Raw genomic sequence first — 13,558 nt, forward strand, 5'->3', positions numbered from 1 at the left:
CGCTGCCGCGCGTGGCCTGAGCGCGGCACGGCCGGCCGCGTGCCGGTCGGCATGGATTTCGGCGCCGCTCGCACCGGCGCGCCCGGCGCAGCCGTCCCGGCGCCGGAAGCCTTCCCGGCGCAGACAACCCGCGCCGCGCAGCGCTTTCGCGACCCCCGTCGGACGGCCGCCAACGCGCCAGACCCGGCAACTCCCTACATGACCAAGGACAGGGCGGCCGCCCCGCCGCCCTGTGTTAGCGTGACGGCCTTCCTATGTCCCGGAACCGCCATGCCGAAGATGTCCCAGACCTGTCAGTCCCTGTTGTTCGCGGCCGGCCTGGCCGCCGCCGCCAGCGCTGGCGTGGCGTCCGCTCAGGAGAACAAAGTGACCGATGACCCGTATGCCTGGCTGGAAGACGTCGACGGCAAGCGCGCGCTGGATTGGGTGAAGCAGCGCAACGCCAAGACCGAGGCCGAACTGGCCGCCACGCCGCAGTTCAAGCAGCTCGAAACCAGCATCCGCGCCGTGCTCGACTCCGACGCCAAGATTCCCGGCGTCGAGAAGATCGGCGGCTACTACTACAACTTCTGGAAGGACGCGCAGCACCAGCGCGGCCTGTGGCGCCGCACCACGCTCGAGGAATACCGCAAGGCCAAGCCGGCCTGGGAAACGGTGATCGATCTGGACGCGCTCAACCGCGAAGAGAACGAGCAGTGGGTCTGGCACGGCGCCGAATGCCTCAAGCCCGATTACCAGCGCTGCCTGATCGCGCTGTCGCGCGGCGGCTCCGACGCCGACGTGACCCGCGAGTTCGATCTCACCGCCAAGGCCTGGATCAAGGACGGCTTCTTCCGTCCCGAAGCCAAGGGCAGCCTGAGCTGGATCGATAAGGACCACGTCTACGTCGCCACCGATTTCGGCAAGGGCTCGATGACCACCTCCGGTTATGCCCGCACCGTGCGCCTGTGGACGCGCGGCACGCCGATGGCGCAGGCCAAGCCGGTCTACGAAGGCAAGGACACCGACCTGTCGGTGAGCGCCTACCACGATCCGACCCCGGGCTTCGAGCGCGACTTCGTCAACCGCGCGCTGGCGTTCTACAACGATGAGCTGTACCTGCGCGGCAAGGACGGCAAGCTCAGCAAGATCGAGCTGCCGAACTCGGCCAGCAAGTTCGTCCATCGCGAATGGCTGATGGCCGAACTGCGCGAGCCGTTCGAAGCCGGCGGCAAGCAATACCCGGCCGGCAGCCTGATCGCGATCGGCTTCGACGACTTCATGGCCGGCAAGCGCGACTTCGCCACGCTGTTCGCGCCGACCGCGACCACCTCGCTGGCCGGCGTGGTCTGGACCCGCAACCACCTCGTGCTGAACGTGCTCGACGACGTCAAGTACAAGCTCAGCGTGCTGACGCCCGGCAAGGGCGAGTGGACGCGCAGCGAGTTCGTCGGCGCGCCGGCGTTCGGCACCGTCGGCGTCGCCGCGGTCGACAGCGACGACAGCGATGCGGTGTGGCTGTCGGCGTCCGACTACCTGACCCCGACCACGCTGGCGCTGGCGCAGATCGGCAAGCAGCCGGAAACGCTGAAGACCAACCCGAGCTTCTTCGACGCGTCCAAGGACGTGATCGAACAGCACTTCGCCACCAGCAAGGACGGCACCCGCGTGCCGTACTTCGTGGTGCGGCCGAAGGATCTCAAGTTCGACGGCAAGGCGCCGACCCTGCTGTACGGCTACGGCGGTTTCGAGATTTCGCTGACCCCGAGCTACTCCGGCGGCATCGGCAAGGGCTGGCTGGAGAAGGGCGGCGTGTACGCGGTCGCCAACATCCGCGGCGGCGGCGAGTACGGCCCGCGCTGGCACCAGGCCGCGCTCAAGGCCAACCGCCACAAGGCCTATGAGGACTTCGCCGCGGTCGGCCAGGACCTGATCGCGCGCAAGATCACCTCGACCCCGCACCTGGGCGTGCAGGGCGGCAGCAACGGCGGCCTGCTCACCGGCAACATGCTGACCCAGTACCCCGACCTGTTCGGCGCGGTGGTGGTGCAGGTGCCGCTGCTGGACATGAAGCGCTACAGCCACCTGCTGGCCGGCGCTTCGTGGATGGCCGAGTACGGCGATCCTGACACCAGCGACTGGTCGTTCATCCAGACCTTCTCGCCGTACCACCTGTTCGACGCCAAGCGCGAGTATCCGCCGGTGATCTTCATGACCTCGACCAAGGACGACCGCGTCCATCCGGGCCATGCGCGCAAGATGGCGGCGAAGATGCTCGACGCCGGCAAGACCAACGTGCGCTATTACGAGAACATCGAAGGCGGCCACGGCGGCGCGGCCAACAACGCCCAGGCCGCGCACATGAACGCGCTGGCCTACACCTTCCTGTGGGAGCAGTTGGCCAAGTGATGCGGTCGGCGGCATCGGTCGGTCGCGATTTCGGACGGGCGCCTTCGGGCGCCCGTTCGTGCGTTGGCGGCCCGGGCTTCGGGTCGAGGGCAGTCCGGCGCGTCGCGCCCGACGCCCGCGGTTCGCACCCGTGCCCCCGCGTTCTCTCCCACCGTCATTCCGGCGAAAGCCGGAATCCATTTTGATCGTCGCTCCTGCCCGTCCCGCGAAGGCGGAGCAACCGCAAAATGGATTCCGGCTTTCGCCGGAATGACGGGGCGAGGTGGGCGCGTCGTTCGCGCCCTTCGCCGCCCGCTATCCGTGACCGGCGTACGTATTTTCCGGCGCTTCACCCTGCGACATTGAGGACCACCCCGGCGGACCCCATATGAAACCTTCTTTCTTCACCTTAGCGGCCACGCTTCTGATGACCACCACACTCAACGCCCCCGCCGCCGGCCTGCCCGCGCCGCCGGTCGCGGCCAGGCAGCCGCACACCGTCAAGGCGCCGCACGGCGCGCAGCGCCAGGACGAGTACTACTGGCTGCGCGACGACAAGCGCAAGAACCCGCAGATGCTGGCCTATCTCAACGCCGAGAACGCCTACGTCGACGCCGTGATGAAACCGCTCAAGCCGCTGGAGGACGCGCTCTACGGCGAGATCGTCGGCCGCATCAAGCAGGACGACAGCTCGGTGCCGTACCGCGAGCGCGGCTACTGGTACTACACCCGCTTCGAGACCGGCCAGGACTACCCGATCCACGCCCGCCGCAAGGGCGCGATGGACGCGGCCGAGCAGGTGATGCTCGACGTCAACGTCATGGCCAAGGGCAAGGACTACTTCAGCGTCGGTGCGATGGAAGTCAGCCAGGACAACCGCGTGCTGGCCTGGGCCGACGACGCGGTCGGCCGCCGTCAGTACACGATCCGCTTCAAGAACCTCGACACCGGCGAGATCTATCCCGACGTCATCGAGGGCGTGTCGACCGACCTGATGTGGGCCGACGACAACAAGACCCTGTTCTACATCGAGAACGACCCGGAAACGCTGCTGACCGTGCGGGTCAAGAAGCACGTGCTCGGCACGCCGGCGTCCAGCGACGTCCTGGTCTACGAGGAAAAGGACGACAGCTTCTACATGGGCCTGGGCCGCACCCGCGACGACGCCTACCTGTGCATCGACGTGCACAGCACCGTGTCCAGCGAGATGCGCTGCGCGCCGGCCGCCGATCCGAAGGAATTCGCGGTGCTGGCGCCGCGCGAGCGCGACGTTGAATACCACGCCGACCGCCTCGACGGCCGCTGGGTGATCCGCACCAACGCGCCCGGCGCCGACGGCAAGCCCGCGCCGAACTTCAAGCTGGTGACCGCGCCCGACGGCGCGCGTTCGCGCAAGGAGTGGAAGGACTGGATCGCGCACCGCGACGACGTCTTCATCGAGGGCTTCGAGCTGTTCGACGGCTTCACCGCCGTGTCCGAGCGCTCCGACGCGCTCGAGCGCCTGCGCCTGATCCACAAGGGTAAGGACGGCAAGGAGGAGTACGTCAAGGCCGACGAGCCGGCGTTCTCGATGGGCCTGTCGATCAATTCCGAACACGACACGCCGTGGCTGCGCTACAGCTACACCTCGCTGACCACGCCGGCGACGACCTACGAGCTCAACACCGAAACCGGCGAGCGCAAGCTGCTCAAGCGCCAGCCGGTGATCGGCTACGACCCGGACAAGTACGTCACCGAGCGCTTCTGGGCGACCGCGCGCGACGGCGCCCGCATTCCGGTGTCGCTGGTCTACAAGAAGGGCTTCGAGAAGAACGGCAAGGCGGCGATGCTGCAGTACGCCTACGGCAGCTACGGCATGTCGATGGATCCGAACTTCTCGGTCACCAACGTCAGCCTGCTCGATCGCGGCATGGTCTACGCCATCGCCCATATCCGCGGCGGCCAGGAAATGGGCCGGCAGTGGTACGACAACGGCAAGCTGTTCAACAAGCAGAACACCTTCAACGACTTCGTCGACGTCACCGACGCCCTGGTCGAGGCCGGCTACGCCGCGCCCGACCGCGTCGCCGCGTACGGCGGCAGCGCCGGCGGCCTGCTGATGGGCGCGATCACCAACATGGCCGCCGACAAGTACCGGGTGATCCTGTCGCAGGTGCCGTTCGTGGACGTGGTGACGACGATGCTCGACGCCAGCATCCCGCTGACCACCAACGAGTACGACGAGTGGGGCAATCCGGAGAAGAAGGATTACTACGACTACATGCTGTCGTACTCGCCCTACGACAACCTGAAGAAGCAGGCCTATCCGGCGATGTTCGTCGGCACCGGCCTGTGGGATTCGCAGGTGCAGTACTGGGAGCCGGCCAAGTACGTGGCGCGGCTGCGCACGCTCGACACCGGCGACCGGCCGGTGCTGTTCCGCACCAACATGGACGCCGGCCACGGCGGCAAGTCGGGCCGCTTCCGCCGCTATCGCGAGCAGTCGGAGATGTTCGCGTTCATGATCGATCAGCTGCGGGTGAGCCACGAGGTCGCGGCGAAGTAAGCCGCGGCGGCGAGCGGTTCGACGACGGGCCCGGCGCGAGCCGGGCCTGTTCGTTTGCGGTGCTGCGGCGGGGCGGAAAGCATCGGGGCTGAAGCCCCTCCCACAACAGCCACCCGGGATCGAGGCCGCGCCCGCTCTTGTGGGAGGGGCTTCAGCCCCGATGCTCTCCTATCCGATCGCCGCACCCCACTGCAACCCGCCACCCGCCACGCCGCATACTTCCGCCATGTCCGCCCCCACGCCTCCCGAGGACAGCGCCGCCGCGCCCGCGCCGCCGCCGGCAGCGCCCGCGCCCCCCGTCCGCCTGCGCTGGGCCTGGTGGCTGCTGGCCTACCTCAGCCTGGGCCTGGGCATCGTCGGCATCGTCGTGCCGGGGCTGCCGACGGTGCCGTTCGTGCTGCTGTCGGCCTTCGCCGCCTCGCGCGGCTCGCAGCGGCTGCATGCCTGGCTGCTGGCGCACCGCCAGTTCGGCCCGATGATCCGCGACTGGCAGGCGCACGGCGCGGTCAGCCGCCGGGCCAAGCGGCTGGCGGTGTCGATGATGGCGGCGTGCGCGGCGATCATGTTCCTGACCTCGCCGAAGTGGTGGATGGCCGCGAGCGGCACCGCGATCATGGCCGTGGTGGCGGTGTGGCTGTGGCGCCGGCCCGAGCCGCCGCCCCGCTAGGCCGCCGCGCAGCCGCGTGCGAGCCTGAACCCGTACCCCGACGGCGCTCCCAGTCCCGCGCGCCGGGTTCGTTTCGGTCACCCCCGCGGGCTACACTTCGGGGCATGAATGCACGCCCCGCCTCGTTCCTGATCCCGGTCGCGCTGACCCTGGCCCTGGCCGCCTGCGGCAACAAGGGCCCGCTGGTCCTGCCGACCGCGCCGCCGCCGCCCGAAGCGCCCAAGGCCAAGCCCGGCGAAGTGCCGGTGACCATCTCCAACGCCAACGCGCCGCCGGTGGCGACCGACCCGCACAAGAAGTCGCAGGCGGTGCCGTCGCTGGACAAGGTGCTGGCCCCGCCGGCCGAAGGCGCCGACAAGGACAAGTCCGGGCAGGACAAGTCCGGCCAGGATTCGTCCGACGGCGCGGACAAGCCGGCCGAGCCGGTGCCCGCCAGCGGCCAGGGCGATGGCTGAGGCCGTCGCCGCGCGCGCGCCGCTGCGTTTCAGCAAGATGCACGGCGCCGGCAACGATTTCGTCGTGCTCGACCTGCGCGGCGGCGCCGCGCCGCCGGACGCCGGACTGTGCCGGCGCCTGGCCGACCGCCACACCGGCGTGGGCTGCGATCAGATCCTCACCGTCGAAGACCCGCTCAGCGCCGGCGCGGTCGCCTCCTACCGCATCTGGAATTCCGACGGCTCGACCTCGCAGCAATGCGGCAACGGCGCGCGCTGCATCGCCGCCTGGCTGGTGCGCGACGGCGCCGCCGCGGCCGGCGCCGGCTTCTCCGTCGACAGCCCGGCCGGCCGCCACGCGGTCACGCCGCTGGGCGAAGGCGGCTTCCGCATCGACATGGGCCGGCCCGAGTTCGACCCCGAACGCATCCCGCTGCGCGGCTACCCCAGCCGCCAGGACCAGTACGTGCTCGACGTGCACGACACCGTGATCGGCTTCGGCGCGGTGTCGATGGGCAACCCGCACGCGGTGATCGAAGTCGACGACGTCGATGCCGCGCCGGTGGAGACCATCGGCCCGATGCTGCAGTCCAGCCACGAATTCCCCGAATCGGCCAATGTCGGCTTCGCCCAGGTGCTGGCGCCCGACCGCATCCGCCTGCGCGTGTACGAGCGCGGCGTCGGCGAAACCCTGGCCTGCGGCTCCGGCGCCTGCGCCGCCGCGGCGGTGCTGATGCAGCGCGGCCGGGTCGCGCGCGAGGTCGCGGTGCAACTGCCCGGCGGCGAACTGCGCATCGCCTGGCCCGACGCCGACGCGACCCTGTCGATGGCCGGGCCGACCGCATTCGTGTTCGAAGGAGAGTGGAACCGATGAGCGAAAGACTCGGCGACAAGCCGGCCGAGCTCGGCGCGCACGAAGTCGCTTCGTGGCTGCGCCGCCACCCGCGCTTCCTGCAGCAGTTTCCCGACCTGTCGATGAGCCTGGTGGTGCCGCGCGAGGAAGGCTCGGCCGCCTCGCTGGCGAGCTATCAGCTGGAAGTGCTGCGCGACAAGAACCGCGAACTCTCGCGCCGCCTGCACGAGCTGTTCGGCAACGCCCAGGAAAACGAACGGCTGGCGGTGCGCACCCACCAGCTGACCCTGGCATTGATGCGCCAGAACAACGCCGGCGACACCATGCGCGCGATGGCCGCGAGCCTGGCCGAGGATTTCAACGGCGACCTGGTCCGGCTGATCGTGTTCCGCCGTTACGAGGGCGTGGCCGACAGCGAGTGGCTGCAGATCATCGAAGACGGCGACGCGCGCCTGCAGCCGTTCCGCGACGCGCTCGGCGACGGCGAACCGCTGTGCGGCCGCCTGCAGCCGGAGAAGCACGCGGTGCTGTACGGCGAGCGCGCCGAGGACGTGCAATCCACCGCGCTGTTGCCGCTGCCGGGCGTAGGCCTGATCGCGGTCGGCAGCCGCGACCCCAACCGGTTCTTCCCCGGCATGGGCACGCTGTTCCTGCGCATGATGGGCGAATCGCTGGCGGTGGCGCTGCGCCGCTTCGATTGACGTCGGCGCGGCCGGGACTTGGCCTGGCCGCCACGCCGCGCACGCGCGCGGCGGAGTAGGATGCGCGGCATGAATCCGGTCGACGCCTTCCTCGATCACCTGCGCGTGGAAAAGCGCATGTCCGCGCATACCCTCGACGCCTACCGGCGCGATCTCGACGCGCTGACGGTGTGGACGCTGCAGTACGCCGGCGGCGACGTGCTCGCGCTGCAGGTCGAAGACATCCGCGCCTTCATCGCCGCCGAGCACCGCCGCGGCCTCACCGCCAAGAGCCTGCAACGGCGGTTGTCGGCTTGCCGCAGTTTCTATTCGTGGCAGGTCCGGCAGGGCGCGCTGGAGGCCAGCCCCGCCGCGCCGATCCGCGCGCCCAAGGCGCCGCGCAAACTGCCGCAGGTGCTCGACCCGGACGAAGCCAAGGCGCTGGTCGAAGTCGACACCGACGCGCCGCTGGGCCTGCGCGACCGCGCGCTGCTGGAATTGTTCTACTCCTCCGGCCTGCGCCTGAGCGAGCTGTGCGCGCTGCGCTGGCGCGACCTCGATCTCGACGACGCCTTGGTCAGCGTGCTCGGCAAGGGCAACAAGCAGCGCATCGTGCCGCTGGGCTCGCACGCGTGCGCGGCGCTGCGCGAATGGCGCGCGTCCACCGGCGCCGGCGCCGAGGCGTTCGTGTTTCCCGGCCGCGGCGGCGCCCAGATCAGCTCGCGCGCGGTGCAACTGCGCGTGCGCGCGCTGGCCCAGCGCCAGGGCTTGTTCAAGCGCGTGCATCCGCATCTGCTGCGGCATTCCTTCGCCAGCCACATCCTGGAATCCTCCGGCGACCTGCGCGGCGTGCAGGAACTGCTGGGCCATGCGGACATCGCCACCACGCAGATCTATACGCATCTGGATTTCCAGCATTTGGCGAAGGTGTATGACGCGGCGCATCCGCGGGCTAAACGGCGGAAACAAGGAGATAGTGAGTAGGAGATAGGAGATAGGAGATAGCGAAAGCGGGGGGCGCTCTTTCTATCTCCTAACTCCTATCCGCTACCTCCTGGCCCAAGGTGCCCCTTGACTCGCCGCCCGCCGCCCCCATCCATGGCCCATCCCCCGGAGGTCGCCATGGACCCGAGCCAGAATCCCAACGTTTTCCACGCCACCACCATCGTCTCGGTCCGCCGCGACGGCCGCGTCGCCATCGCCGGCGACGGCCAGGTCACGCTCGGCCACACGGTGATGAAATCCAACGCGCGCAAGGTCCGCCGCCTGGGCCGCGACGGCCAGGTGCTGGCCGGTTTCGCCGGCGCCGCCGCCGATGCGTTCACCTTGTTCGAACTGTTCGAAGCCAAGCTCGAAAAGCACGGCCAGCTGACCCGCGCCGCGGTCGAACTGGCCAAGGATTGGCGCACCGAGCGCCGCCTGGGCAAGCTCGAAGCGCTGCTCGCCGTCGCCGACCGCGAAACGTCCCTGGTCATCAGCGGCACCGGCGATGTGATCGAACCCGAAGACGGCATCGTCGCCATCGGTTCCGGCGGCATGTACGCGCTGTCCGCCGCGCGCGCGCTGATGGCGCACAGCAGCCTCGATGCCCGCGGCATCGCCACCGAGGCGATCAACATCGCCGGCGACGTGTGCATCTATACGAATCGCAACGTGGTGGTGGAAGAGCTGTAGGAACGAGTGGAGAGGAACGAGGAACCAGTTGAAGCGGGTTCCTCGTGATCTTTCCCGTTTCGGCGCCTTCGCTCGTTCCTCGTTCCTCATTTCTCTTAACTCATTCCTGCCTCGACTATGAAACCCGACAACAGCCACGCCACCATGACTCCGCGCGAGATCGTGCAGGAACTGGACCGCCACATCGTCGGCCAGCATTCGGCCAAGCGCGCGGTCGCCATCGCCCTGCGCAACCGCTGGCGCCGCATGCAGCTGCCGGCGGAGTTGCGCAACGAGGTGATGCCCAAGAACATCCTGATGATCGGCCCGACCGGCGTCGGCAAGACCGAGATCGCGCGGCGCCTGGCGACGCTGGCCAACGCGCCGTTCGTCAAGGTCGAGGCCACGCGCTTCACCGAGGTCGGCTACGTCGGCAAGGACGTCGAGCAGATCGTGCGCGACCTGGCCGACACCGCGGTCAAGCTGTATCGCGAGCAGGCCAAGACCCGCGTGCGCACCCAGGCCGAGGAGCGCGCCGAAGACCGCATCCTCGACGCGCTGCTGCCCAAGCGCGTGCCCGGCGGTTTCGGCTTCGGTTCGGAAACCCCGGCCGCCGACCACAGCGCGCCCGACAGCGACACCCGCGCCAAGCTGCGCAAGCAACTGCGCGCCGGCGAGCTGGACGATCGCGAGATCGAGATCGAAACCGCGGTCAACCTCGGCGGCGTCGACATCATGGCGCCGCCCGGCATGGAAGAGATGGGCCAGCAGCTGCGGCAGATGTTCTCGCAGGTGTCCGGCGGCAAGACCCACAAGAAGCACCTGTCGATCAAGGCCGCGCGTCCGCAACTGATCGAAGAGGAAGCGGCGAAGCTGGTCAACGAGGACGACGTGCGCCAGGCGGCGATCGAGGCCTGCGAGCAGCACGGCATCGTCTTCATCGACGAGATCGACAAGGTCGCCAAGCGCAGCGAGGCCGGCATGAGCGGCGGTGACGTCAGCCGCGAAGGCGTGCAGCGCGACCTGCTGCCGCTGGTGGAAGGCTCGACGGTCAGCACCAAGTACGGCGCGGTCAAGACCGACCACATCCTGTTCATCGCTTCCGGCGCGTTCCATCTGGCCAAGCCCAGCGACCTGATTCCCGAGCTGCAGGGCCGTTTCCCGATCCGGGTGGAGCTGGGCGCGCTGAGCAAGGACGACTTCGTGCGCATCCTGACCGAGCCGAAGGCGGCGCTGACCACGCAGTACGTCGAGTTGCTGCGCACCGAAGGGGTCAAGCTGGAGTTCGCTACCGATGCGGTGGACCGGCTGGCCGAGATCGCCGCGCAGGTCAACGAGCGCCAGGAGAACATCGGCGCGCGGCGCCTGCATACGGTGCTGGAGCGCTTGCTCGATACCTTGAGCTACGAGGCGCCGGATCGCGACGGGCAGGCGGTGACGATCGACAAGGCGTATGTGGATCAGCATCTGGGCGAGTTGGTGCAGGATCCGGATTTGAGTCGGTACATTCTTTGATCGTGTAGGGCGCCCGCACCCGCACCCCGGCCCGAACGCAGAGCGTTCGGGCGTTCGGTGCTGCGCGAGCCGATGGCTCGCAAGCGCAGCCCCTCACCCCGCTTGCGGGAGAGGGCCAGGGTGAGGGCCGCGCCGCAAGGCGCCGTTTATTGACAGTCCTCGCCCCCGCCGCGCTCTGCTACCGTGTCGCCCCATGGACGACCCCGCACCCGCAAGCGCGCCACGGACCGACGCTTCCGCACCCAACCCCGCCACGCCGAAGACCGCGCTCGTCATCGGTGCCAACGGCTTCCTCGCCGGCTACCTCATCGCCTCGCTGCGCCGCCACGGCTGGCGCGTGCTGCGCGGCGTCCGCGACGGCGGCCGCGCGCTGCGCGAGGACGAACGCCGCGCCGACCTCGCCCGCATGACCTCGCCGCAGGACTGGCGCGAGACGCTGCGCGGCGTCGATGCGGTGATCAACGCCGCCGGCATCCTGCGCGAAGCCGGCGCGCAGACCTTCCAGGCCATCCATGTCGACGGCCCGCTGGCGCTGGCGCGCGCCTGCGTCGAATCCGGCGTGCCGCGCTTCGTGCAACTCTCGGCGCTCGGCGAGCCGGCCGACGGCGAGTTCATCGCCTCCAAGCATCGCTTCGACGACGCGCTGCTGGCGCTGCCGCTGAGCGCGGTGGCGCTGCGGCCCTCGGTGGTCTATGCCGCGTCGGGTTCCTACGGCGGCACCTCGCTGCTGCGCGCGCTGGCGGCGTTTCCCGGCCGGCAACTGTTGCCCGGCGACGGCCGCTGGCCGTTGCAGCCGGTCGCCGCCGAGGACCTCGGCGAGATCGCCGCGCGCGCCGCGGGCGGCGCGCAATCGGGCGTGTACGAGATCGGCGGCCCGACGCCGCTGAGCCTGCGCGAGTATCAGGCGACCTGGCGGCGCTGGCTGCGCATCGACGGCGACGGCGCGGTGTTTTTTCCCGAAGCGCTGGTGAGCCTGCAGGTGGCGCTCGGCGAACGGCTGGGCCGCGGCCCGGTCGGCGAGACCATGTGGCGCATGCTCCGTCGCGGCAATGTCGCCCGGCCCGATGCGCACGCGCGCGTGCGCGCCGACTTCGGCCACGCGCCGGCCGCGCTGGCGCAGGCGCTGGCGGCGACGCCGAGCCAGGTCCAGGACCGCTGGCAGGCGCAGCTGTATTTCCTCGCGCCGGCCCTGCGCCTGGCCATCGTCGCGCTGTGGCTGATTTCGGCGGCGGCCGGCTGGCTGACGCCGGCGGCGACGATCGAGGCGATGACCGCCGGCACGCCGCTGGCCGGGTGGCAGCCGGTGCTGCTGGCGCGCGTCACCGGCGCGCTGGATGCGGTGCTGGCGCTGGCCTTGCTGGTCGGCTGGCGGCCGCGGCTGATGCTGGGACTGATGGGGATCAGCGTGCTCGCCTACACGCTCGCGTTCGGCGCGCTGCTGCCGGCGCAGTGGCTGGACCCGCTCGGCGGGCTGGCGAAGAACCTGGTGGTGCTGCCGGCGCTGGCGGTGGCGTGGGTGCTGGCGGATCGGAGATAAGACGATGCTGTATCTGTGGGTGAAGTGGATTCACATCCTGTCCTCGACCTTGCTGTTCGGCACCGGCCTGGGCATCGCGTTCTTCTTCTGGATCGCGCACAGGCGCGGCGACGCGAAAGTGATCGCCGAGACCGCGCGCACCGTGGTCATCGCCGACGCCTGCTTCACCGCGCCGGCGGTGCTGGTGCAGTTCGGCACCGGCGTGTGGCTGGCGCTGCAACTGGGCATGCCGTGGAATGTGTTCTGGCTCAAGACCGCGCTGATCCTGTTCTTCGTGGTCGGCGCGTGCTGGCTGCCGGTGCTGTGGCTGCAGGCGCGCGCGCGCCGGCTCGCGGCCGCGGCGGCCGCCGCGGGCACGGCGCTGCCGGCGAGCTATCACCGCACGATGTTCTGGTGGTTCTGGCTGGGGTGGCCGGCGTTCTTGAGCGTGGTGGGGATTTTTTGGTTGATGGTGTTGAAACCGACCGGAGCCGCGTAGCCCCGCCTCCCGAAGCCCCGAGCCCCAAACCCGTCGCCCAGACGCGGCCGAAACCCCAAGCATCCCGTCATTCCGGCGAAAGCCGGAATCCATTTTGATTTTGCTCCTCGCGCGAGGGAGCGAAGACAACAGCAAAATGGATTCCGGCTTCCGCCGGAATGACGGTATGTGCAAACGATGCGAGCGGAAGCGACGGCATGAAACGCCACGCATGCCGCACCTGCCGAACGACCCGCGCCCCATCGCCTCAGCGTCGCAATTCCAGAATCACGCCGATGGCCGGAAACTCATCGCACCCCGCCAGCCGCCCCGGCCGCCGCTCGATCTCGACGAACCCCTCCGAGCGATACAACGCGATCGCCGGCTCGTTGCCCTGCAGCGCCTGAGTCGAAATCACCGGTCCCGACGCAGCGACCGCATGGCGCAACAACGCGCGCCCGACGCCTTGCCGATAGCTGTCGGGATCCACATACAGCCAGTTGAGCGAGCCGCGCTGGAAGGCGACGAAACCGCGCACCACCCCGTCGACTTCGGCCACATCCAGGCGGCCGTCGAACAAGCCCTCGCTGTGCGCAGTGCGCGCCAGCGTGCGGAATGCGGCGACGCCGGCGCTGCGCCGCAGTTCGTCCAGGCGCGCGCGGTCGTGGATGGCGCACAGGCGCGGCCAGTCGCTGAGCTGGTAGGCGCGGATCGACAGCGGGGCGGAAGCGGCGGCCATGTGCGGGCGATTCTGCCCTCCGCCCGCGGCGCTTGCCCAGTGACGGGCGTAAGCCGGTCGCTGCGCGCGTGCGCGGCGGCCGAGGCCGCCGTCAGCGCGCGCCCGCCGCGC

Annotated in this window: 12 protein-coding genes; 11 read left to right on the forward strand and 1 reads right to left on the reverse strand. The window is 69.5% G+C overall.

Features of this window, described 5'->3' with window-relative positions; all coding sequences use genetic code 11:
- The first annotated feature begins 270 nt into the window (after positions 1-270).
- From A7A76_RS08725 to A7A76_RS08775, 11 genes are all read left to right on the forward strand, one after another.
- A complete protein-coding gene (locus A7A76_RS08725; RefSeq protein WP_206410837.1) occupies positions 271-2,388 on the forward strand; it encodes a prolyl oligopeptidase family serine peptidase in 2,118 nt (705 codons plus the stop codon).
- Between the two features lie 367 nt (positions 2,389-2,755).
- Positions 2,756-4,912 carry a S9 family peptidase gene (locus tag A7A76_RS08730; protein WP_206410838.1) on the forward strand — a complete coding sequence of 719 codons (2,157 nt, stop codon included), beginning with the start codon at positions 2,756-2,758 and terminating at the stop codon, positions 4,910-4,912.
- A 226-nt stretch (positions 4,913-5,138) separates the two neighbouring features.
- On the forward strand, positions 5,139-5,579 hold the full coding sequence (locus A7A76_RS08735) for a YbaN family protein (RefSeq protein ID WP_206410839.1): 441 nt from the start codon (positions 5,139-5,141) through the stop codon (positions 5,577-5,579).
- Between the two features lie 104 nt (positions 5,580-5,683).
- The gene (gene lptM / locus A7A76_RS08740; protein ID WP_206410840.1) at positions 5,684-6,034 is read left to right on the forward strand and encodes an LPS translocon maturation chaperone LptM; all 351 of its coding nucleotides are present in this window, start codon (positions 5,684-5,686) and stop codon (positions 6,032-6,034) included.
- Positions 6,027-6,887, forward strand: coding sequence for a diaminopimelate epimerase (gene dapF, locus A7A76_RS08745; protein WP_206410841.1), 861 nt, complete (start codon positions 6,027-6,029; stop codon positions 6,885-6,887). Before lptM ends, dapF begins: the two co-directional genes overlap by 8 nt.
- Positions 6,884-7,567 carry a DUF484 family protein gene (locus tag A7A76_RS08750; RefSeq protein ID WP_206410842.1) on the forward strand — a complete coding sequence of 228 codons (684 nt, stop codon included), beginning with the start codon at positions 6,884-6,886 and terminating at the stop codon, positions 7,565-7,567. The genes dapF and A7A76_RS08750 overlap by 4 nt, the downstream gene beginning before the upstream one ends.
- 69 nt (positions 7,568-7,636) lie before the next feature.
- On the forward strand, positions 7,637-8,530 hold the full coding sequence (gene xerC, locus A7A76_RS08755; RefSeq protein ID WP_206410843.1) for a tyrosine recombinase XerC: 894 nt from the start codon (positions 7,637-7,639) through the stop codon (positions 8,528-8,530).
- A gap of 138 nt (positions 8,531-8,668) precedes the next feature.
- Positions 8,669-9,220, forward strand: a complete 552-nt coding sequence (gene hslV, locus A7A76_RS08760) for an ATP-dependent protease subunit HslV (RefSeq protein ID WP_206410844.1) — start codon at positions 8,669-8,671, stop codon at positions 9,218-9,220.
- Positions 9,221-9,337: 117 nt separating this feature from the next.
- Positions 9,338-10,714: an ATP-dependent protease ATPase subunit HslU gene (gene hslU / locus A7A76_RS08765; protein WP_241200823.1), complete on the forward strand. Its 1,377-nt coding sequence runs from the start codon at positions 9,338-9,340 to the stop codon at positions 10,712-10,714.
- A gap of 193 nt (positions 10,715-10,907) precedes the next feature.
- Entirely contained in the window at positions 10,908-12,251 is a 1,344-nt protein-coding gene (locus A7A76_RS08770) for a DoxX-like family protein (protein WP_206410845.1), read from the forward strand.
- 4 nt (positions 12,252-12,255) lie between these two features.
- Complete coding sequence (locus tag A7A76_RS08775) at positions 12,256-12,729, forward strand: DUF2269 family protein (RefSeq protein ID WP_206410846.1); 474 nt, start codon at positions 12,256-12,258, stop codon at positions 12,727-12,729.
- 247 nt (positions 12,730-12,976) lie between these two features.
- Here A7A76_RS08775 and A7A76_RS08780 read toward each other — a convergent pair.
- On the reverse strand, positions 12,977-13,558 hold a 582-nt coding region (locus A7A76_RS08780; RefSeq protein WP_206410847.1), incomplete at its 5' end, for a GNAT family N-acetyltransferase.

This window comes from Lysobacter enzymogenes, assembly GCF_017168095.1.
Taxonomy (GTDB): domain Bacteria; phylum Pseudomonadota; class Gammaproteobacteria; order Xanthomonadales; family Xanthomonadaceae; genus Lysobacter; species Lysobacter enzymogenes_D.

What these genes read in the sequence shown, in the direction of transcription:
- A7A76_RS08725 (WP_206410837.1), top strand. Translation starts at nt 271, where the DNA reads ATGCCGAAGATGTCCCAGACCTGTCAGTCCCTGTTGTTCGCGGCCGGC.
- A7A76_RS08730 (WP_206410838.1), top strand. Translation starts at nt 2,756, where the DNA reads ATGAAACCTTCTTTCTTCACCTTAGCGGCCACGCTTCTGATGACCACC.
- A7A76_RS08735 (WP_206410839.1), top strand. Translation starts at nt 5,139, where the DNA reads ATGTCCGCCCCCACGCCTCCCGAGGACAGCGCCGCCGCGCCCGCGCCG.
- lptM (WP_206410840.1), top strand. Translation starts at nt 5,684, where the DNA reads ATGAATGCACGCCCCGCCTCGTTCCTGATCCCGGTCGCGCTGACCCTG.
- dapF (WP_206410841.1), top strand. Translation starts at nt 6,027, where the DNA reads ATGGCTGAGGCCGTCGCCGCGCGCGCGCCGCTGCGTTTCAGCAAGATG.
- A7A76_RS08750 (WP_206410842.1), top strand. Translation starts at nt 6,884, where the DNA reads ATGAGCGAAAGACTCGGCGACAAGCCGGCCGAGCTCGGCGCGCACGAA.
- xerC (WP_206410843.1), top strand. Translation starts at nt 7,637, where the DNA reads ATGAATCCGGTCGACGCCTTCCTCGATCACCTGCGCGTGGAAAAGCGC.
- hslV (WP_206410844.1), top strand. Translation starts at nt 8,669, where the DNA reads ATGGACCCGAGCCAGAATCCCAACGTTTTCCACGCCACCACCATCGTC.
- hslU (WP_241200823.1), top strand. Translation starts at nt 9,338, where the DNA reads ATGAAACCCGACAACAGCCACGCCACCATGACTCCGCGCGAGATCGTG.
- A7A76_RS08770 (WP_206410845.1), top strand. Translation starts at nt 10,908, where the DNA reads ATGGACGACCCCGCACCCGCAAGCGCGCCACGGACCGACGCTTCCGCA.
- A7A76_RS08775 (WP_206410846.1), top strand. Translation starts at nt 12,256, where the DNA reads ATGCTGTATCTGTGGGTGAAGTGGATTCACATCCTGTCCTCGACCTTG.